Genomic DNA, 21933 nt, shown 5'->3' with positions numbered 1-21933 from the left:
CAGACAATGGGTTGAACATGACGGCATAGGGCAGGTCTCACGGGCAGCCAGTATAAATATAGAGAAAATGTACTTGGGACTAGGCAAGATGTACAAAGCCCATTGATGGTAATAAGCAAAAGGACTTGGTGATTTTGTGGGTACAGAGGGACATTTCCATCGACCTTATTTTTCGGGGGATAAAAAGAAGAAAATCCTATTTCATGCTCAATTACATGTGGCATCTAAGTATCGAAAATAAAAACCCCAGAAATACTGGGGGTTCGAAGTGGTGATCGCGGAAGGATTCGAACCTTCGACCGTCTGCTTAGAAGGCAGGTTTACTAATTTTCTAAGCAATTTATATTAATATAATTGTGTATTTAAACTTATTTAAAGTCCAGAATAAGTTCGAAAGAATACCCCACTAAGCACCCAAAACACCTCCCAATTTAAACATGGGCAAATACATGGCAACAAGAATAACACCTACAAAAAATCCAACAAATAGGATGATCATGGGTTCCAAAAGCGTTGAAAGTAGTTTGGATTTTTGTTGTACCTCTATGCTGTATTGGTGATTTAAGCGCTCAAAAATAAATTCGGTTTGGTTGGTCTCCTCGGCCACTTTGATCAAGGAAATCATTTTAGCATCAAAAACCCCAGCCAGCATCATGCTTTTGGAGAGACTATTTCCTTGAAGAATGTTTTTGTTAATTTCATCCAATCCTTCTTTTATTGGAATAAAATCTATCATTTTACCCGCTAGTTCTATACTGTTGAGCATGGGTACCTTCGAGGCTGCCAAAAGGCTCATGGCCCTCGTCAATTGCGCCATGTACACCGCTTTCACAAAACTTCCCAAATAAGGAATTTTTAATAGGAACCAATCACGAAACCCCCTGATTCTGGGGTTTTTAAAGAGCTGTTTTCTGACTATCAGCAGAATGCAGACACCGATTACCAACCACCAGCCAAAATTGGTAAAGAAATCTGATGCCGCAACCACCATTTTCGTTATCCAGGGCAGGTCGACCTGATTTTGTTCGAAAATATCTTGAAACATGGGAACCACAAGCCGAAGCATAAAAAGAACCACTAAAACCGCCGTCACCAAAATTATTATGGGATAGGTAAGCGCATTGATCAAGCTTCTACGCTGCTCATTCTTCTTGGAAAAAAAACTTCCCAACTCCTTGGTAATCTCAGTCAAAGTCCCAGATTCTTCACCGATACGTATGGAGTGGTATTCGTATTCGGTGAATTCTTTCTTATCTTTTATGGTATCGGAAAAGCTACTCCCTAAGACCAGACTTTTGGCCATATCCTGTATGAAATTCTGTAGCTTTTCCTTTTTTTGGCCTTCTTGAATCAGCTCCAAGGCTTCTTTTAGCGTAATGCCTGCTTTCAATAGAACACTGAGTTCAGTATAAAAATCTTCTTTGCGTTTGTTGGAAAATGTAGAACCAAAAAGGGCAATTTCCTTCTGCCAAATGTTGGACCGCTCCGGACCTTTGGTAACATCAGTGGATGTCTCTGTCGCTATGTTTTCTAATTTAAATCCCATTAGTCCATATAGGTTTCAGCAGCATTTGCTTTGTACACAAAAATGGATGCTCCCTCCTGATTTCGAACTCCAAGTCCCAAAGCATCCAACTCCCCTGTTTCAATGGGATTGCCCAAAAAAAAGAAATCCTTGTTTTTTATTTCGACCCGAAAAGTGTCCAGATTTCGAAGGACCACCTTCTCCTGGAATTGATAGCGAACCTGTTCAAAAGGGTTCTCCAACTGTATACTGCCGTCGATACGATTCCCATAAATTCTGGAAAACGTTCGAAAATCGCGCCATAAGGCCTGCTTCAATTCATTTTCCCCACTTCTTAGTTCTAAATCCTCGCGTACAGCGAACATCTGTTTTTGCACCAAGTTTAAAACCGAAAATGCAAGCCCTACTACGATTACGGTGATCAACAGAACCACCAACATTTCACTAAGGGTGAAAGCCTTTATTTTTGATTTCATTTCACTCATTTTGTATCACAAGGGTTTCCACTTGCTTTTGGTTGTCCAAATGGGTCGCCTCTATGAGAATCATGGCACCCTCTTGGGTCAGCGCTATTTCCCAACCTTTCCATTCTTCATAATAGGGCACCGTAAGCTGTTTGTTCATACAAGCATATTCCAGCTGCTGTAGATGTTCTTTTATTGGACTTAAATTGGATTTCACCTGAGCCGCCATCAGGGTGTTCATGACCAAACTGGCTATCATAAAAACAACAACGATCAAAACCGTGGCCACCATGGTTTCCATCAATGTTGAAGCTTTTATTTTTCTCAATACAGCCATTTGGCAACACCTTGTTTAGCATTGGAGGCATAGCCCACACCTACAAATTCGCCAGGAACTTGGGTAACATCCATTTCGCCATTGAACAAATGATTTTGGTACACATTCCCATTTTCCATGGCAATGAAGGATGCTGTGGTTACACTGCCCAGGACCCTTCCCTTTAACTCCAAATTCTTTTCACAATGCACTTGGCCCACCACTTGTGCATCCGCATCAATTCTGATCTGAGGATAATAGCGCTGTTTATCATCCTCATTAAAATAGCTCACCACCCCCTTTACAATGCTATGGTCGGAAATAAGAATTTCCGGGGATGTCCCAAAAGAGTTTCTTCCTGCAGATTTATTTTTCTCCCTGTCCAAAATAACCAAAGCGGATGGATAAGAAAGCTCGCATTCCTTTCCTACAGAGATGTTTTTGGATGAAATTACCTGAAACGTACCCTTTACCCCATCTTTGATGATGACCTGGGGAGCGACCAGGATAACATCTTGTAAATGGGTGGTAGGTTCGATGACCAATTGTTGCGTTCCTCGAACAATGATGTTTCCAATCAGTTTTTTTCCGGAAAGATTCAAAACATCCCCATCCAACCACAGGGTGGGCTCCTTAAACGAATTTTTGATCTCGTTTGTAGTAACCAGACTTGGCTGCACAATGTTTTTTTGATGGGCCTCTGCCAGTAGTTGGGCTATCGACGAGCGTATTTCACCATCAATTCCCGGTAACCGTCGGCTACTCAAACGTTGTCTTCCTTGAATGGGTCGATTCCCATAAAAGGCTTGTCCTCCGATATTACCAGGGCGTATTCCTTGTTTTGGAAGAAAGGCATCACCCTGAATCTTGGCACGCCCCACAATGACCATAGGTCGGTCGTTATCCTTTAAGAACAACGCGGTGGTGGGGCCAGGAAGCCTCCCCCCTGTCAATGCCACTCGGGTAAAACTATTTTTTTGGAAGGTTGCGGTCACTGTATTTAAGCTATAAACACCCCAAAATTTTTGGTCTATTTCCGTACTGATGCCATCATTGGGCAAGCGCTGGGAATTACGCTCCATTGAACTTTCTTCTTGCAATGCCATTTGAAGCACCAGGTCTGTACGCTTTATGGTCTCCACAAACCGATCTGTTTTCTTCGAAAAGAGCAAATGGGTATAGCTCAACAACACAAAAGTGAGCAACAGAACTGCAATTACCGCTCCAATGAAGAGGACAAATTGCAGGGATCCCCCTCTTATTTTTTTCTTGTACTTCATGGCGTAAGGCTTACCTTTTTTAATACCCCATGATAGCGATAGGTAATGCTCCCCTCTGAACCCCGAACTAAAGTGATCTTAGCGACCGACCGACCTTTTTCCAATAGATGCTGTTGCCCATTAATGGTCACAAAATAGATTCGTTTTTTGGTGCTGCTATTGTACATGGAACCGGTGTACCTCACATCAATTGACGGAATTTCCCTTTTCACCACTTTGGCTTGAGGTGTTTTCTTGGGTTTCGAGCTGGTCAGGGTGCCTAAAAATGGATCCCGATAATCGGCTTTGATGCTAAAGGTGTCCCGGGCTGCCATTTCCATGGGAGCGTAACTCTTCGCAACAAAGGAGTTTTGTTTTTGAGGTTCCGGGGAAAGTGTAGCAAAGATGCGATAGGCGATAACTCCCCAGATGATGAGCACAACACCCAACAGTATGTAGGTTTTAATGTTCTTTCCCATCTTAGTTTACTGTAAAACTGAAGGTACTGCTATCGTCACTCTCGTTACCGGCGGCGTCAAAGGCCTTTACGAACCAATAAAAAGTTCCTGAAGCAAAGTTGGCCGCATATGCCTTATTGGCCCCGATATCTTTTCCGACCAAATTCTGAAGGCCGGCATCCGAAAAGAAATAAATACTGTCCCGCTCAGCGGTGCCGGGAACATCTTCACGGGTCCAACTGAAATTTACCGTGGCTTCATCTTGGGAGGCTCCGTTCAGCGGTGCTATAAGCTGCGGGGTATTGGGCGGGTCCAAATCCACATTTTCGTCACCGTTGACTGTAAAGGTGCTGGAAGTATATGGGGTTTCAAAACCACTGTTTTGGGCCCTTATTCGCCATTCGTAGTTGCCGTTGACCAATTCTTGCTGAATCTGCGTGCTTACCCTGCCCAAAGTATCCACCTCAAAAATACTGTCCAGGACCAATTGCTGGGTATCCACAAAACTTGGGGCAGCCAACTGAAAGCGATAGGCAGTGGCATCCTCTACCCTATCCCAATTAAAGTTTACGGTATTGGAGTTGACCACCGTGCTATCCAATGGGGCAAAGATGGCGACCTGTCGGTCGGAGAGGTCCACTTCTTCCAAAATATCTTCACAAGCGGTCAAAAAAAGCACCACAGCCGCTACGTACATCCCTATTTTCCATTTCATAGTTTAGAACTTTAAGTAGGATTCGTCCTTTTCCATCTTTCGGGCCTTTAAAAAGGTACCTTTAGGGCAACGTTCCCCTTCGGCAATCAGATTTTTGATTTTTTTGCGGTGCAGAACATCTTCCCCCCAACAGAAACTGGACAGCTGATAATCGAACACCTGGAGCTCGGAAAAGAAAAAGCTGTTTTGCTGATTGCCATTGATCAAGACCACTTTTAGGGAGCCATATTCATCTTTCTGCAATTGAACGGCCTCCGCGTTCAAGAATACCACCAATTCGCTTTCGGATAAGGCCAAATCCAAACCGGTTACCAGTTTGTAGGCATCGTCCGCTGTCAAATACTCCCGTAAACTTTCATGGGCTTCGGAGTTGAGCATTTGCGTCAAGGCTACTTTATCGGTTAACTGTAGCCGAACATATTTGGGCTTATAGGGCAGGGAATCATTATAGGAAATGGAATTGATTCGCGCAGCGCGTTGCATCAATCGCGCATAAGTGGTGTAGCTTTTGGTATTAAAGGGCATTTGTTGCAGTTCCACCTTAAGGGTGGGCCAGGAAGGGATACCCGCAGGTTCCACGGTGGAGTAGAACATATCGCCTTGGGTCTGCACCACATTGCCCAGTTCGGGCAGCACCAATTGGGATTCCTGTTTTTTGGTTTTGTAACTGGAACATCCCAAAAGCATGGAAACCAGAATGGTAGAAAATAAAAAAAGAAACGTACTTCGCATCGTACAACTTTGTGTATTAAAAATAACAAAATTGTACAGTTTTTTCGTACTTCTATCAAAAAATCAGCCCCAAATATAAGGGGCTGGTTATAAAAGTTAGGTCACCGCCGGTTCAGGGCAGTAGTACCTGGGCTATTATTCTTTGAAGGCAATATCCCGACTAATAGTGTTAGCAAAATCAAATATCTGGGATAAGTCGTTGAAATCTTTAATGTTCAACGATTTTTTCTTGATCAAGGCTGCAATTTGAATTTGCTCACTGTCGTCAAAAAAATCAATCAATTTGGATTTTTTACTTGGAATTTGACTTGCAATATTCGTATTGAGGTCCAAGGCATACAGTTCAGTACGGTGTACGAATTTGCTCGGCACATCGAGCATAAAGGAATTAGCAGCCTTTTTTCCCTCTTTATAGGTCACTAAGGGTCTTTCCATAAGCTGGTATTTATCTCCTTTGCTTTTGGTCAATAAATACTCATCATATCTGTTCCCTTTTTTATCCATAAAGGCGACAAACTTTAACACATCTTGGTTGTCAAAAACAAATTTTAGGTTTTTATCCTTGACCAATGCTTTGGCCACCTCATCGGGGGAATTGGTTTTTTTGATTTCCATTTCTTTATTAAACCCGTTGTATCGGGCATAGAAAGTGCCTACACGTTCTTCCCCATAAAATAAAGCACCTTTTTGAAAAGCATCCGCTAGGTAAGGGCTTCCCAGAACATCCGAGATTTGAACGGTTGTACCTTGGGCATTGGCTGATTTTAAATCGGCAAACGTAAAGAAATTGGAAGGGATCCTAGTTTCGGTATACCCTACAACGCTTGCTTCGCAAGCGGCATGTACTGTGCCTTGGGCATACATGGCAGCACTGCCAAAAAACGCCATAAAGGCGAGGCTTATTACTTTTTTCATGATAATTGGTATTTGAATTAGCGACTTCCCTAAAGTTAAGGTTTTGTTTTTGTTGATAGTCAGGTAATTACGATAATTTATAAAAAAGAAGGGATTTTTAAGAATTTACCCGTTTTTTACAACCAAAATTTTGCATATATGCAACGATTTTATGGATTTGTTGTTTACTCCTAAATGCCTTTTTTAGAAGAACTAGATGACCTATACTCCAACCAATTCGTATTTGATGGAAACGAATTAGAACAAAGAACCAGCCCCAAATACAGGGACTGGCTTTTTATCCTACTTCACCTCAGGCTCGGACCAGTGGAAACGGGGAACTTCATTTTTATTAAATTCGTGTTCTAAGGTTTCATAAAATGAAAAGAAGAGAGGCAATAAAATTGGTCAGTTTAGCTAGCCTATCCGCACCTCTTTCAAAACTGGTAGCCGCTTATCCCAGCTCCCAACCAAAGATCACATCATCTGAAGACTGGAGGGCCTTTCGAAAGAAGCATTATTCTGTTTCATCTGAATTCATAAATCTAGAAAATGGATATTTTGGAGTGCAGCCGAATTCTGTTCTAGAAGCTTATAGAAAAAATATAGAACTAATAAATACTCGGTCTTCAAAATATATGAGGGAAGTCTATTACCAAAAAGACATCCCGGAAATTAAAAAACAGCTAGGAGCTATTACCGGAGCATCACCAGACGAACTTCTCATCACCCGAAATGCGACGGAATCGATGAACATCCTTATTCAAGGAATATCCTTAAACAAGGGCGATGAAGTACTGCTTCAGCATCATGATTACCATAGCATGATAGAAACCTTTAAAATGCTGGAGGAACGAAAAGGAATAAAGTTGAAATATGTGGATGTTCCCTTGCTGCCCAAAACCCAAGACGAAGTCGTACAGGCCTATCAGGATGCCATAACGCCCCGAACCAAATGCATCTTAGTGACCCATCTTACGCATTTAACAGGCCAGATCTTGCCTGTGGCCGAGATCAGTGCCTTGGCCAAAGAAAGAAATATTGACGTTTTAGTCGATGCAGCCCATAGTTTCAGCCAGATAGATTACACGTTTCCACAGTTGCAATCGGACTTTATAGGGGTGAATCTCCATAAATGGTTCGGCAATCCGCTGGGAGTGGGTTTACTGTACATAAAAAAAGATAGAATAAGGGATATTCAACCGCTATACGGAGATGTGAAGTTAGATGAAGATAATATACAAAAGCTTGGGCACTACGGCACTCCTGCCGCCCCGGTGGTTATGACTTTAAAGGCAGCCATAGCATTCCATAATTCCGTTACCATTAAAAAGAAGCAAAGCCGTCTAAAAGAATTGCAATTGTATTGGGCCGAAGAGGCCAAAAAAATGGATAGGGTGGATATTGTGACCCCATTGGAATCTGGAATGTCCTGTGGCATAGCAAGCTTTGCAATTGATGGCCACTCCGCTACGGAAATTGTTGATAGGCTAAAAAATGAGTTCAACATCTTTACGGTTATTCGGAAATTAAACAACCAAACCGTTGTACGGGTTACGCCAAACCTTTACAATTTGGAAAACGAACTGGATAGACTTCTTGATGGGATATCTACGATTGCCAAAAGCTAGATTCGGAAGCCCCGCTACCGCCAGTATGCATGTGATGGGAAACCAAAATACCACAAAAAACCACGACATCGCTGCCGTGGTTACCATTTTACTTACTCAAGCTCAATACCACCACTAGTCAAAGACTAGCGGGAGAGGGGTCAGTCTATCCATTGACTTTTCGATTTGCCCAAAAACTTAAAATTACCGTTTTGGACTTTATACTTGTAAATGGGTGGAATTTCAGGTGCATGGGATTTACCTTCATCGGTTAAATATTTTTCCGGGTATTCCTTGACCAAAGGTGCATTTTTATAAAAGCAATTACCAACACCATCTGAATCGAATATGAATATCGGCATGTCAGCATCTTCTACCATACCTACGTATTCGGGCTTTTCTTTTGGGGTTTCGTTTTTAGCAAACGCATAATCCGGGAAGCCCTCAAAAAAGTATGGTTGCCTGCAAAGTGCTAAAAGTGTGTCAGAACCTACCTTAAAAAAGCTTACATAATAAGATTGGTGTACGTTTTCGGGAGTTTCTTCAACTTTTTTAATAGGGTAATCATTTACGATTTCCTTGATTAAATCCACCAATTCGCTATCCATTGGACCATAAGCAACGGGTTTTTGTTTCGCTACTTCTACTTCTTCCGTGTTTGCCTGACGTTCTTCCAAAACAGGGCTTTCTTTGTTTTTTTTATTGTCCTTGCATCCTAATAAGACCGCAAGAAAGGACAACAGCAAAATTAAATTTCTCATTACTTATTGTGTATTTAAAGTTCACCCCGCTACCCCCAGTTTGCAACCGCTCGAAACCAAAATAACACAAAAACCACGACATCGCTGCCGTGGTTTTCTTTTTGCTTACTCTTGCTCCGTACCACTAGTCGCACCTGTACTGAGCTTGCCGAAGTAGACTAGCGGGAGCTGAGGATATTCATATTAACCGCAATCAATTTAAAACCAAAACTTTCTTATAGTAATTACAACAGCTATAAGAATTAATAGTGAGGCGTATACAAACTGTGCAGGGTTATATTCATTTGGGAACAAAAGTTCGTCTCCCTTTCTATTAGTTAGCATCTTCACACTGTCTTTCTTTGAGACAAGATGGCAAAATTGATTTCCAGTCTTTTTAATGAATATTTGATTGTTATATTCGATTTTACTGTAAGGGGGCCTTCTACCGAGGTCGTCACAAGAGCTTGGAGCTTCTACAACTTTCGCCAAAACCTCTATTCCATGATCAGTGATAGACTTTTTCTCTAAAGTCTTTATGATAATCACACATGAAACAACTACCATTAAACCTACCCCTACTAAAAAAAGAACATTGAGCCAGTTTCTCTTCATTTTCAAAAAACAGATTATTATTATTGATTTAATCTAAATTGATAATCTTCAAAGACCTTCTCTTTATTAAAACTTCGTCAGATTAGTTATATCTATCAATATTAGAATTGGCCGTTATACTTACATTTTGTTATTGAATTGAAAATCCTTAGACAGTTTTTCTAGACCTTTTTTTGCAACTTCTTTCACTGCTGCATCTTTTGCCGCGTTACCTACTTCATTTGTTTTCTTAACGGTCTCTTGCTTATTTTTTAAATCTTTAACTTCCTTTTTCGATTCCTTGACTGCTTCCGCTCGAGAAGGTCTAGGATTGTCTCCCGCGACTCTTTCTACTCTGTCTAGATTTCTCTCGGCTGTTTTGATTGTTTCATCGGAGACTTCAGGCAACTTGACCTTGGGTAATTCAACATTTTCTAGAACAGCATCTGTTGCCATTTCAAAGGGATCTACGGTCTTGTTTTCATCTACTACTCCTTGTTTCAATATATTTCCACCTGCAGCGGTAGAGCTTACAGCAACTCCCTTATAAATCTTTGCAGCTGCACCTACGACTTTAATACTTGATAGACCCCCTGTAGCTGCTCCAGTGGCAGTAGCAATTAAAATTTTTCCTCCATCTACATCCGTTAGGGCATCACCTAAATCCTTGCCTGCTATAAGGTTTTCAGCAACTTGTGACCCATATTCTACCGCAAAACCAATCACAGCCCCCCAACACCAAGGACATTCTCCATCTGGGTCATTAATGTTAGTAGGATTGTTCCAACTATAATTGTACGGAGTAAGGTCAACTTGCATAATATCATCAGCCTTGGGATCAACTACAAACCACCTCCCCAATGCAGGGTCATAGTTGCGCGCACCAAAGTCGTACGTCTCAAGACCTAGGCTTTCATCAAGCTCCTTGCCACCAAACTTCCACTTCTGCGCCACACTGTTTCCATTGGCGGATATCGCGGAGTTGTACCCCTTGTGCTTAAGGCCAAAGGGGTAGTAGTTGCTCTCCTCCACAATTTCGGTGGTGCTGCCATTGTCCATATAGCTCAGGCGCACATTGCCCAAATGGTCCTTGTACTGGTACACATAGTCATAACCGCCACCGCTTTTGGGCGTTACATAGCCCTCGGGCTGGTTAAAGAACTGTAAGGTTCCCCCCTGGTACACATAATTACCGGCATACTCTGTCACAGAACTTCCCACGGTCTTTTTCAATTTTACGCCCGTGGCATCATAAATATACTGGAAACCAAAAAACCACGACATTGCTGCCGTGGTTTTCTTTTTGCTTACTCTTGCTCCGTACCACTAGTCGCAGACTAGCGGGAGCTGAGGATGCAATTTCATTTGTATTGGGAGCGATGTTTGTTTCTGCACCTGCCCATATAAAAAAAACCTAATCTGACGGTACCATAAAAAATATCCGTAATTTAATAGGTTACAATTCTCAATATTGGACATATTCACGTGAAATACGCTTTTTGAAATTCACAACGAGCTCTATTCTCCGAATAACAGAAATAACCAGCTTCTTCAAAATTTTCGGTAGTACAAGTTAGGTGTAGCTATTTGCCATCTAAAGCACTCTGAATTTTTTATCGCAAAGTCATTATTTCCATTACTCAAAAAAACCAGCCCCAAGTACAAGGGACTGGCTTTGATTAGTTGAATTCTATTATCAAATAGATAAAACCATCGATTCTATCTCAATAATTCCAATATTTCACGATTCATATAAAATCTATGAACCAATCTAGTTTTCATAGGATTCTTCGGATCGTACTTCTCAGTGAAACCTAATTCAATTTTATCTTCAATAGGCGTTGGATAGACCATGAGCTCGAGGGTATCCTTCAAACTGAATAAAGTAATTGAATAATCAGGTTTTACACCATTGAATTTTCTGAGCTCATTTTTGAAGTAGCTCTCCTGATCGAGAAATGTTTGCCGTATCCTCTCAATAGTACTAAAATCGTTTATGACAACTTGATTGTCTGTTTCAAACTCGTACAGAACCAGTTCCTCAATGGCGCTGTAATCATATTCTGGAAAAATCTGTGGTTTGTCCTGTCCTTCGAGAAAATCACAGGAGAATGTTATTGAAACAACAACACAGAAAAAAAATGGTTTAAGCTTTCCCATAACTAGTTTACATTATCATTGATTTTTAATAGTCGTACCGGTCTTGGAATAATTCTTAAAGTTACCAACATTAGCAATATTTTCTGAGAAATTATTTGATACTGAAAAACCGGAAGACCCTCCAGCATTTGGAACATCTATTAAGAAACCAGAGTATGATTCTGAATCAATAAAAGATCCTCCTGCATGCATTAAACCAAGATTATAAGTAGTTGATTGTCCTTCAAAATCCTGAATTGTAAGGGGCGCTCCGGTTTTGGAGGCGACTATTCCTGCTTGGATACCTCCACCTCCAAATAACCCTTTCGTCTCTCCCTTAGTATCAAAAGTAGAAGCAGCATCCACGACTCCTGATTCATTTCTAAACAAGGCTACGTCCAAACTCCTGTTTTTTCCTTCCACCACTGTAATTTCTAATCCAACTGAAAGTACAACATTAGAATTTTTGGGCAAATCCTTGATATTAGGTAATAATGGATCGATTTTGTGCTCACCCAATATCGGTTGTTCAGTATCTTGATTGGTAATTGGGTCCATTAGCGTAGGTACTGTTACATCAGTATCAATTTCAAGATGTACTTTATCTGTCTTTAGATTTACTATAAGTTGCCTTTCTCCATTTTCGTTCTTTCCATAAATTTTGATATCATCCGGAGCCATCGCCTCCATCCCATCAGGATCAATAAAGAACATTGGATTATTGAACGCATAGTTGTACGGGCTGTGCCTACGCATCTTCTCCGCAAGCGGGTCAATGTTCATCCACCTGCCCAATGCAGGGTCATAGTTGCGCGCACCAAAGTCGTACGTCTCAAGACCCAAGCTTTCGTCAAGCTCCTTGCCACCAAACTTCCACTTCTGCGCCACGCTGTTGCCATTGGCGGATATCGCGGTGTTGTACCCTTTGTGCTTAAGGCCAAAGGGGTAGTAGTTGCTCTCCTCCACAATTTCGGTGGTGCCACTATTGTCCAAATAGCTGAGGCGCACATTGCCCAAATGGTCCTTGTATTGGTACACATAGTCATAACCGCCACCGCTTTTGGGCGTTACATAGCCCTCGGGCTGGTTAAAGAACTGCAATGTGCCCCCTTGGTACACATAATTACCCCGGCCAACGCGCCAGCTGGCCTGTTCGCCAAAAATGTACACCGTACATTTTTAAACGCCTGCAGGCGGGCTCCAGCCTGTCACAGAACTTCCCGCGGTCTTTTTCAATTTTACGCCCGTGGCATCATAAATATACTGGAAACCAAAAAACCACGACATCGCTGCCGTGGTTGTGTTTTTACTTGCTCTTGTCCTGACCACTAGTCGCAGTCTAGCGGTAGCGGTTGTGCGCTCTGTATTTTTCATTGCAAAGTCATTATTTTAATTATTGCTTTTAGCGGTTAACAATTAACTTTACAGAAATCAAAAATCCTTCAACTATTAAAACCAAGTTCCCAAAGATTACTTTAATTCCACTTGTTTTTTTGACCGTTATTGTTATTGTGGTTAAACTTAAATTTCTACACTATAACCTATTATTTCCAATAGTCTTAACAATAACAATTGGCATCATTTTAAAGAAATGCATAGTGTCAAAAGATTATAAAAAGTTCTTCACCGGATTACTGGTTTTGAATCTCATATGTTTGGTTACTCCTGATAGAATAGTTTATAAGCTGCGTAAATCTGATAGATATTTCTGGTCAGAGAAGCCTTTGGACTTATCCCATTTTCGAATATGGGAAAATGCTGAATCAGACACCACAGCAATGGTACATCCAATGATTACTGGTCAAATAAGCAAAGTCTACAACTATCCTGCTGCAGTGCTCTTCACGTCAGATGAAATTGGGAAGTCTTGGATTGATACAGCTTCTTTTGACGATTCCTCTGAAGACCAAAGGGCATTATCTGAACTTCTAGAGCATGAAAAAAGGCACTTTGATATTACTGAAATATACAGAAGAAAAGCACAGGATAGTGTGAATCAAATGATATTTTCCTCCTACATGGAAAAGTATAAAGTTATCGAATATTTTTTCGCCATTTCCGATAGTATCCAGCATGTTTTTGATTCTGAATCGGAGCACGGGCTAAATGCTGAGCAATCTGAAAAGTGGAATGAACTTATGGCGAGAGAGCTATATAAGAATCCCTAAACCAAAAAACCAGCCCCAAATACAAGGGACTGGCTTTGATTAAAGAAACTTCATATAACCGTTAATAACTAAGGACTTTCTGCTTCCTGCATCCATTCAATCTTCCATTCACTTTCATAGATATAACCTTTAACATCATTTTCGGTTTCAAGCCAAGTATCAAAACCCTCATCGCTATCGGGATCTTCGAACTTATAAATGTAAAATCCTCCTGTATTTTCACTATCGTCTATGAACCTGACATACCATCCTGTCTTTTTTCCTTCTATTATTTTTCCTAAAACATCATACTTAATTTCCATTTCTATTGTATTATTCTAATATGGTTGTTAACTAAAGGTTCTTTCCTACTAGGGTCTATTATTTCCAAATGCACGTGTGGCACCTTTGGTTTGTGTTTTCCTTCCAAGGAATTATTATCAATTCTAAATTGATTGTATGTCCCATCTTCATTTTGCACGTTGCTTCGGAACACACCTGATCCGGGTTTTCCTAATTCTTTATAATCATCACCAACAAAATCCATACCAACATCAAGAGCTTGGTCTTCTGTTAATTCAAATTCACTGGTAATATCACCATCACCGCCAAAAGTCTCTAAAATTACACTAGATTCTACATCAATCAAAGTATCATCGAATCTTTGTATAGGTGAGTCGCTTTCACCTTGAACATTTATTTGTAGGTTATCAGGCCTTAGTTTCTCATCAATAGCAAAGTTTTCAACATTTGATGGCGCATTGTCTCCTGTTGGTGCATGAGCCATTTGGGGCATCAATAATGCTGTAATGAGCGTACCACCACCTTTAGCAATATTTGTTAGCGCTCCCAGCACTTTTTGGCCTACTGTTCTTTTGACAGTTTCTTGTACAACTTTTGTACCTACTGCTGGACCTAAGGGGCCATCTCCTACAAAAGCTTCTTGCGTTTTGACCTTTACCGGTTCGTGATTAGTGGTATCATCGTTACCGTTACCTGTAGAAGTGGCTCCTTCTAAACCTTCAATTTCCACTTTCCAAATCGGATTGTTATGTGCAAATTGATAATTGGTAATAGAAAAATACTCTTCACTAATGGGATCGACACCAAAGAATCTTCCCAACTCAGGTATGTAGTTCCTATATCTAAAAGTCAACCAATCTAGTCCCAGCTCATCTTGGATTTCCTGTCCGAGGTATCCCCACTTCTGCGCCACACTGTTTCCATTGGCGGATATCGCGGTGTTGTACCCCTTGTGCTTAAGGCCAAAGGGGTAGTAGTTGCTCTCCTCCACAATTTCGGTAGTACTGCCATTGTCCATATAGCTTAGGCGTACATTGCCCAAATGGTCCTTGTACTGGTACACATAGTCATAACCGCCACCGCTCTTGGGCGTAACATAGCCCTCGGGCTGGTTAAAGAACTGCAGGGTGCCATTCTCGTAGATATGGTTACCCCGGCCAACGCGCCAGCTGGCCTGTTCGCCAAAAATGTACACTGTACATTTTTAAACGCCTACCGTATCGGCAGTCGGGCTCCAGCCTGTCACAGAACTTCCCACGGTCTTTTTCAATTTAACGCCCGTGGCATCGTAAATCTAAATGAAACCTAAAAAAACCACGACATTGCTGCCGTGGTTCTCTTTTTGCTTACTCTACCCCACCACTAGATGCAATCTAGCGGTAGCGGGGCTCTACCCCACTAACCAAAGACTAATGAGAGTGGGGAGAGCTTAGGACCTTATTTACTACAGTTTCAGGCACCTTTGATTTATCAACTCTAATCTCAGACCTAAAATTCTCTAGAGGTGACCTACTGCGTTTCTCAATTAAGCGATAATTTTTGTCCAAAATAATCTCCCAATCATAACCGTCAGTAGCATTTTGTGTGGAACTAAATTTATATTTGTCATCAACAGTTTTTCCTATAAAACAGTTTGTAACTTGCCTGTGGAAAGGGTGGAAATATCTCGTACAATCTTTTTTAGAGAAATCATAGACGATTTCACCTAATGACGGGTTTGATTTCAATCCCTCTAACATATATAATTTATTTTCTGATTTCAAATAAAAGCCTCCATCACCATGTCTTTTCAGCTCATTTCCTAGTACGTCATAGGCTAGAGCCTTAATTTTTAGTGTGTCGGCGCTAGATTCATAAAGCCTATAACTATAATCGATTTTATCAGAATCTCTATACCTAATTTCGTAAAAGTAAGCTTCAGTAATAGCCTCCACCTCCGTTCTCTTTTTACAGGAAAAGAGAATTGTTATCATTAAAACCAAAAAAACAACTTTTCTAATCATTTGATTTCGCTTTTTGTGCTTTCGCAGCCTTTAGAGTCTTTTTCATTTCCGCGTTGACATGTTTTTGGACCTGAGCAGGATTGAAAATAGCTTTTAATTGTGTAACGAAGGTGTTATACCTTTGGACTTTACCCCCAGCCAAGTCAAAATGATCCTGATATCCCCTTTCATTCTTCTTTCTATATTCCGAAAACACGGCATTTGCCGCATTTGCTCCCGATTCTTCAAAAGCCTTGATATAGTCATCCAAATATTGTTCCAAATGTCCAAAAACTTCATGACCTACAGTTTCAGCGAAATTTATATCAAAACTATTTGAAATTTTACTATTTAGACCTATGAAAAAGTCTATATAATCATTCGTTTTACCTTCTCGAACAGGTCCAAACACACTGTGGTTTATCGGGTCATCTGTAAACCCTTCCGGTGAACCTTGATTAGCAAATTCACCAAAACCAAGATTATGATTTGCATATTCTCCTGTAGAGCCAAATTCAACAGATCCAATCTTATCTCCTTTATTCGCAAATTTAGAAAAGAGTGCAAATCCTTCTTTAGTCTTGGCAAAATTCTCTAAGCCTTTTTGAATATTGCTATCTAATTGGTCGAAACTCACTTCCTTCCATTCCCCGCCCGTAGATAATTCTTCATTAGCTACCCATTGAAAGAATTTGATGTCTTCACCTGTTGGGTCAACAAAGGAAATCGGATTGTTTGCAAATGAACTATATGGGGTTGCTGAAAAATAACTATCGGCATGAGGATCAATAGATGTCCATCTACCTAAATCATGCATATAACTTCTTGCTCCATAATCCAGCCAATTCAATCCTAAGTCCTCCTCCAACTCCTTGCCATTAAACTTCCACTTCTGCGCCACACTGTTTCCATTGGCGGATATCGCGGTGTTGTACCCTTTGTGCTTAAGGCCAAAGGGGTAGTAGTTGCTCTCCTCCACAATTTCGGTGGCACTGCCATTGTCCAAATAGCTCAGGCGTACATTGCCCAAATGGTCCTTGTATTGGTACACATAGTCGTAGCCGCCACCGCCATTGGGCGTAACATAGCCCTCGGGCTGGTTAAAGAACTGCAGGGTGCCATTCTCGTAGATATGGTTACCAGCATACTCTGTCACAGAACTTCCCACGGTCTTTTTTAATTTTACGCCCGTGGCATCATAAATATACGTGATATTTCCACTGCCGCCAGCACCGTTTATCGAAATGTTGGTGGGCAGGTTCAAATGGTTATAAGTAATACCGGTAATGCCCTTATTCGTATCGGTCTCCATATTACCGTTGTCATCGTAGGTGTACTCCGTGGTCTGGTTTACCCCATCGGCAAAGCCGTAGGTGCCATTGCCGGTATCGGTGACCTTTGTGAGCTTGTTGCCCAGGTCGTAGTCATAGTCAAGTACGTCCATATTGCCAAAACTGGTGGCCCCGCTGTTGGTATGCCCCCTTCGGGTCAAGGTCTCCAGGTTTCCGTTTTTATCATAGGTAATGGCGCTCACATTGTAATTGCTGCTGTAGGCCGTGGCACTGGTAATGCGGTTAAGGGCATCGTACCCATAACGGTACCAACGCAGGGTATTGTCATTGGCGGTCTTCCACTCGGTCTCGGCAATGTTGCCGTTCAAGAGTGCCGTGCCCCCATGGCCCACGGTATTGTAATTGATACCAAAGGCAAACAGGTCGTTGCCCAAACTGCTGGGGTCGTTGATCTGTTTTAACCAGCCCCGTACGTTATAGTCATAGTCTACGTTCTGTAGGCCGCCACCCACGTTTTTCTGCACCAACTGGCCCAGTTCGTCATAGGCGTTCTCCACCAAGGTTTCGGTCTGCCCGCCCAGAGTCTGGGTCTGTTTAAGCACACGGCCCATATGATCATAGGTAAAGTCATCAATGGTGACAATAGCAGGGTTCGCCCCCTTGGTATGGGTAGCTTTGGTCTGTAGCACCTTCCCGGGGAAGTCGAGTTCGCTCTCTACAACATCCGTGGTGCTCAAATAATTGTTTTTGCTGGCCGTATAAATGGCCCTCCCCTTTTGGTCGTACCCGGTGATGGTGGTGATCCAATGACTGGTGTCCAACACCCGAACCTTGCTCACGGTGGGGAGGCCGGTCACATTTGTGGCCTTGGGTTCTCCCAAAACCGTCGAAGGAACGTCTAAATTATCCATATCAGTGGGATTCAAATAGTCATCATAGTAGTTGATCGTGTAGATCTTATCAATTCCTGTATTGGGATAGGCATCATTACTATAAAATACAGGGACCAGAGTACCTGTCTCATAGTTGATGGCCGCACTCCTTCGTGATTCATACTGGTCCGCTTCAATATCCGCAGCTGTCTGGTGGGTGGATCGATCGTCCGTTGAACTGACCATACCTGTGAAGGCTACCCTACCAAAAGGGTCGTATTTGGTAAACAACCATTCATCATCGAGCTCTTGTTCAGCATCTTGGGTCATAATGGGCTGGTCCAATGCGTTGTACACAATATACTCCCATCCCTTGCCAGGCAGTTTCTTTTCCACCAAACGGTTGCGGTGGTCGTATTTGTACTGGTAGCAAAGCTCGTTCAACTCCGTGCTGCTCACACTGCTGGTGGTCACCTTGGGTGGCAATACATAGGTGAGGTTACCGTATTCGTCGTATACATAATAGGTATCGTGCGCCCCAGCATTATAGGTGCGCTTGAGCACTACCCTGCCGTCTTTGTCCATAAACTCCTCGGTGGTATGGTCCGTGCCCGTACCGGGGTAGTTTTCATCATAGGTGATGTTCTTATAGAGCTCATATTGTCCGTAATGCCCACTCTGAACCAGTGAAGGGGTATGGGTATTGTTGGCAAAACTCAGTGATACCGAAAACTTTCGTACCTCGGTGCTCCCATTGGTATTGTAATCAAAATCAATGGTCGCTCCCCCGCTCATTCGCCAAGCCTCGCCAGGTGCCGCCTGTTTCAGAACCCGATTAAGGGGTGAGGCCTCGAATTCCTTTTCGGCATGGGCATTTACATTGCCCCCGGTCAAAGTAGGGAAATCGGATTTGTAATGGGTCTCATAAAAATCGCGGGTGGCCGTCGCCATATCTCCTCTATGGGCACCCAATGTCCCACTGGGTTCGCAATAGGGCAAAAACTCATCGGCCTGTCGCCCGTAATCATCATAGTGAAATTGGGTAATGATATCAAAGGGCAGGTTCTGCTGGGCCAAGCTGGACAAGGGAGCTTCGGAGCCATCGACCTTTTGCAAGGTAGGGTTCCAAAAATATTGACGAACCGAAGTATCCGTGGCATAGTATAGATAGTTTCTAAATCGCGAAGTAGTGGTGTCCGAGCGCCATTTAAATTCTGTGCCGTCTATGACCTTGTTGCCCTGTAAATCATATACCCCGCTAACTCCGGTGTCGGTAGTGCCGTGCGAATGGGGATGGATGATTCCCACCATAAGGTACCATTGATCCAATTGGGGCAGGTCTCCATGCCAGAAATAGGGATTGCCGTTGGCCGTCCCATCAAGATTATTCACGTTTTGGGTACCGTGCCAGGTTTTTCCATCTTGGGAGTGTGTGCGTTTTACCCAAACCGTATAGCGATAGGTAGCCGTTTTGTCCACATTGAAATAGTCGGTGTTCCATCCGCCATCGGGACCGGAACTACTATCATTGCCACATTTCCAGAGGAGTTCCTGTTTTCCCAAGGGATTGGTGCCCACCTCCCGTTCATTCTCAGAGGTGCTTCCGTTTTGTTGAAAAAATGAGGTTCCCCCACTGCCAGGGGTCCAGTCCATCACCCATTCCGAAACATTGCGAACCGCACCGGTTCCACTTGCCTTTATGGCAATGTTTTGAAGCGGGCGGCCCAATCCGTCGAAATAGTTGATCTCTTCAATGACATCGGCATCACTGGTGATCAGTGCCGGATTGGTTGCACTGTTCACTGCTTTCTGAAAGTTGCGCACATATACGTAATTTTCGTCGCTGGGGGCTGGGGCCGCGTAGCCGCATCCATTGTAAACCCCATAAATGCTGGGGCAGGCATCCAAATTATTGCTCACATAATTTGTTGGTTTTGTACAGCTGCTAGTTGTGTTCCCTGGATCACCAAATCCATCCAAATCGGTATCAGCGTACCAGGTTGTGGGTGTGTTCACCGTCACCGCAACAGAGGTGGTATGTACGGTTTGACTGCAAGAGGTGGCCTCCCTGCGATACCAGCGGGAAGAGGTTAGCGCGCCCGGGTCATACGTAGCCGAAGTGGCTCCCCCGACGTCACTCCAGGGTCCTCCTGAACCCGTTGCATACTGCCATTGGTATGAAATGCCCCCGTACCCCCCAGAGGCCGCTGTTGTACTTCCGAGTACACCGGGGTTATCTCCCGAACACACGGTCTGGGCCCCATTAATGTCACCAGCCAAGAGTTGTGGGCGCACAACGACATCAATGTTGTTGGTGTACACCGTCTGGCTACATGAAATTGCTCTTCGGCGGTATTGTTTGGAGACCGTCAGGGATCCGGTTGTGTAGGAAACACCCATTGCACCACTGATTTGGCTCCAAGAACCCCCACTTAAATTCCGGTGTTCCCATTGATAGGCGATGCTCCCGTTGCCTCCCGAAGCAGAACCTGTTGAAGAAAGTGTAGCTGGCTGGTTATAACAAACCGCGGATGGACCACTGGCGCCTCCCGCAGTTAAATTTGGGTAAATGGAAATAGTGATGACGTTCGTATACTTCTGCTGACCGCTACAGGAGGTGACCCGTCTGCGGTAGGAGCGTGTGTTGTACATGTTTCCAGGATTATAAGTTGTTCCAGTGGCTCCACTGATATTGTTCCATGTACTGCTTCCCGAATCTTGGTATTGCCATTGATAGGTGTAGCCGCCACTGCCTCCACTTGCCGAGGAGTAGTTATTCAGCTGAAGGGGATTTCCTCCGTAACAAAGAGAAGTTTGGCCGCTGTAGGAAATGGTCCCAGGCAAAAAGTTCACTCTGGAAACAGACAAACTGCCCGAGCCCGTACTCCAAGTTCCTGTGCTATTTTTCCGTGCACGAATATAGAATGTTCCTGAGCTAGTGGTAGTATAGGTGCTACCTGAGCCCAAACTGGTACTTGTTCCATTGGAATTGGTGCCCTGCCAGTACCAAGTAGTCCCACTTGGTGGGTTCCCACTTCGTTGAAGGGTAATTTGCCCGCAATTGTTACTCACAAGTGTGGGATTACCAGGGTTGGAAGGCGGATTTTCCGTAACACTCACATTCTTTGAGGCACTATAGGCGTTCCAATCGGCTCCTAAAATGGAGGCTGAAATGGTCTTGGTACCGGTGCTAGTAAATCGAACGGTAATAGAGGTATTTGAGCTCAACGTGATAGTTACACCACTAGATACGGTCCAATGGGTATTGGTAATTCCAGGACCTGATATGGTATAGGTCCTAGTCTGAGAAACAGGTACAGGAGAGGGCCCATTTAGGCTATACTGCCCATAGCCCATGGCTGTGAAAAGCATCGATAAAAACAGTCCGAAAACGTACTTGTGTGTTGCAAAAAATGATGATTTGTATTTCATGACCGTTTGGATTTAGTTTTTGATAAAATGAAGGGCGTTCATAACACTTTTGGTGTTGCCCGAAGCAATGGATTCTATCACCATACGACCGGGTGCTGGGAAGGAAATTCGCTTGCGGAAGACATCCCCGCTTGGAGTGGTAACCAAAACAATATTATTGTTTTGGGCCGCCCATTGGGCTTGAAGCGTACTTCCGTCAGCAAGAGTTATGGTGTATCGGCCATCTGGCGCAAAGGTTTCGGTACGCCCAACATAATAGCCCCGGATCGTCAATTTATGCTGGGGAATGGTATCCAAACGTCTTTTGGAACTCTGTTCGAGACTGGCTTCAAAAGTGCTGGCATCGTAGGTCCAAGATCCTACAATGGGATGTGTCTGTTCTTTTTTGTTCCCTTGTCCCCATACCGTGCAGGTGCAAACAAGAAAAATGAGAATACTATATCGTTGAAAAATGGTCAT

21 protein-coding genes are annotated in these 21933 nt (G+C 42.9%); 2 read left to right on the top strand and 19 right to left on the bottom strand.

Annotation, left to right across the window (positions count from 1 at the left end):
* Positions 1–406 precede the first annotated feature (406 nt).
* From EW142_RS01475 to EW142_RS01440, 8 genes are all read right to left on the bottom strand, one after another.
* On the bottom strand, positions 407–1546 hold the full coding sequence (locus EW142_RS01475) for a type II secretion system F family protein (protein ID WP_130608646.1): 1140 nt from the start codon (positions 1544–1546) through the stop codon (positions 407–409).
* Positions 1546–2001, bottom strand: coding sequence for a prepilin-type N-terminal cleavage/methylation domain-containing protein (locus tag EW142_RS01470; RefSeq protein WP_165395201.1), 456 nt, complete (start codon positions 1999–2001; stop codon positions 1546–1548). Before EW142_RS01470 ends, EW142_RS01475 begins: the two co-directional genes overlap by 1 nt.
* A 1-nt stretch (position 2002) precedes the next feature.
* The gene (locus EW142_RS01465; RefSeq protein ID WP_165395200.1) at positions 2003–2317 is read right to left on the bottom strand and encodes a hypothetical protein; all 315 of its coding nucleotides are present in this window, start codon (positions 2315–2317) and stop codon (positions 2003–2005) included.
* Entirely contained in the window at positions 2314–3585 is a 1272-nt protein-coding gene (locus EW142_RS01460) for a hypothetical protein (protein ID WP_130608638.1), read from the bottom strand. Before EW142_RS01460 ends, EW142_RS01465 begins: the two co-directional genes overlap by 4 nt.
* Positions 3582–4043, bottom strand: a complete 462-nt coding sequence (locus EW142_RS01455; RefSeq protein ID WP_130608635.1) for a hypothetical protein — start codon at positions 4041–4043, stop codon at positions 3582–3584. Before EW142_RS01455 ends, EW142_RS01460 begins: the two co-directional genes overlap by 4 nt.
* A 1-nt stretch (position 4044) precedes the next feature.
* Entirely contained in the window at positions 4045–4737 is a 693-nt protein-coding gene (locus EW142_RS01450) for a hypothetical protein (protein ID WP_130608632.1), read from the bottom strand.
* 3 nt (positions 4738–4740) lie between these two features.
* Complete coding sequence (locus tag EW142_RS01445; protein ID WP_130608629.1) at positions 4741–5469, bottom strand: hypothetical protein; 729 nt, start codon at positions 5467–5469, stop codon at positions 4741–4743.
* 135 nt (positions 5470–5604) lie between these two features.
* Positions 5605–6384 (bottom strand): hypothetical protein, encoded by a 780-nt coding sequence (locus tag EW142_RS01440; protein WP_130608626.1) that lies wholly within the window; start codon positions 6382–6384, stop codon positions 5605–5607.
* Positions 6385–6743: 359 nt separating this feature from the next.
* On the opposite strand from EW142_RS01440, the gene EW142_RS01435 reads away from it, so the two are divergent.
* A complete protein-coding gene (locus EW142_RS01435) occupies positions 6744–7994 on the top strand; it encodes an aminotransferase class V-fold PLP-dependent enzyme (protein ID WP_130608623.1) in 1251 nt (416 codons plus the stop codon).
* 140 nt (positions 7995–8134) lie between these two features.
* Here the strand turns inward: EW142_RS01435 and EW142_RS01430 are convergent, their stop codons facing one another.
* From EW142_RS01430 to EW142_RS01405, 6 genes are all read right to left on the bottom strand, one after another.
* The gene (locus EW142_RS01430) at positions 8135–8734 is read right to left on the bottom strand and encodes a hypothetical protein (RefSeq protein ID WP_130608620.1); all 600 of its coding nucleotides are present in this window, start codon (positions 8732–8734) and stop codon (positions 8135–8137) included.
* Positions 8735–8932: 198 nt separating this feature from the next.
* Entirely contained in the window at positions 8933–9328 is a 396-nt protein-coding gene (locus EW142_RS01425; RefSeq protein ID WP_130608617.1) for a hypothetical protein, read from the bottom strand.
* Between the two features lie 120 nt (positions 9329–9448).
* A complete protein-coding gene (locus EW142_RS01420; protein ID WP_130608614.1) occupies positions 9449–10591 on the bottom strand; it encodes an RHS repeat domain-containing protein in 1143 nt (380 codons plus the stop codon).
* Positions 10592–11026: 435 nt separating this feature from the next.
* Positions 11027–11467 carry a hypothetical protein gene (locus EW142_RS01415; RefSeq protein ID WP_130608611.1) on the bottom strand — a complete coding sequence of 147 codons (441 nt, stop codon included), beginning with the start codon at positions 11465–11467 and terminating at the stop codon, positions 11027–11029.
* A 15-nt stretch (positions 11468–11482) separates the two neighbouring features.
* The gene (locus EW142_RS16950) at positions 11483–12616 is read right to left on the bottom strand and encodes an RHS repeat domain-containing protein (RefSeq protein WP_130608608.1); all 1134 of its coding nucleotides are present in this window, start codon (positions 12614–12616) and stop codon (positions 11483–11485) included.
* A 9-nt stretch (positions 12617–12625) separates the two neighbouring features.
* The gene (locus EW142_RS01405) at positions 12626–12820 is read right to left on the bottom strand and encodes a hypothetical protein (RefSeq protein ID WP_130608605.1); all 195 of its coding nucleotides are present in this window, start codon (positions 12818–12820) and stop codon (positions 12626–12628) included.
* A gap of 224 nt (positions 12821–13044) precedes the next feature.
* On the opposite strand from EW142_RS01405, the gene EW142_RS01400 reads away from it, so the two are divergent.
* The gene (locus tag EW142_RS01400) at positions 13045–13614 is read left to right on the top strand and encodes a hypothetical protein (protein ID WP_130608602.1); all 570 of its coding nucleotides are present in this window, start codon (positions 13045–13047) and stop codon (positions 13612–13614) included.
* Between the two features lie 68 nt (positions 13615–13682).
* On the opposite strand, the gene EW142_RS01395 is transcribed toward EW142_RS01400, so the two are convergent.
* The 5 genes from EW142_RS01395 to EW142_RS01375 all read right to left on the bottom strand — a co-directional run bounded on the left by EW142_RS01395 (position 13683) and on the right by EW142_RS01375 (position 21933).
* Positions 13683–13916 (bottom strand): hypothetical protein, encoded by a 234-nt coding sequence (locus EW142_RS01395; RefSeq protein ID WP_130608599.1) that lies wholly within the window; start codon positions 13914–13916, stop codon positions 13683–13685.
* Positions 13917–13918: 2 nt separating this feature from the next.
* Entirely contained in the window at positions 13919–15091 is a 1173-nt protein-coding gene (locus EW142_RS01390; RefSeq protein WP_130608596.1) for an RHS repeat domain-containing protein, read from the bottom strand.
* Positions 15092–15305: 214 nt separating this feature from the next.
* Positions 15306–15899, bottom strand: coding sequence for a hypothetical protein (locus tag EW142_RS01385; RefSeq protein ID WP_130608593.1), 594 nt, complete (start codon positions 15897–15899; stop codon positions 15306–15308).
* On the bottom strand, positions 15892–21474 hold the full coding sequence (locus EW142_RS01380; protein ID WP_130608590.1) for an RHS repeat domain-containing protein: 5583 nt from the start codon (positions 21472–21474) through the stop codon (positions 15892–15894). The genes EW142_RS01385 and EW142_RS01380 overlap by 8 nt, the downstream gene beginning before the upstream one ends.
* Positions 21475–21486: 12 nt before the next feature.
* A complete protein-coding gene (locus tag EW142_RS01375) occupies positions 21487–21933 on the bottom strand; it encodes a hypothetical protein (protein WP_130608587.1) in 447 nt (148 codons plus the stop codon).

Source organism: Flagellimonas allohymeniacidonis (genome assembly GCF_004296335.1).
GTDB lineage: Bacteria > Bacteroidota > Bacteroidia > Flavobacteriales > Flavobacteriaceae > Flagellimonas > Flagellimonas allohymeniacidonis.
Note: the sequence above shows the minus strand (reverse complement) of the source record. Positions and strands in the feature narration are given on the sequence as shown.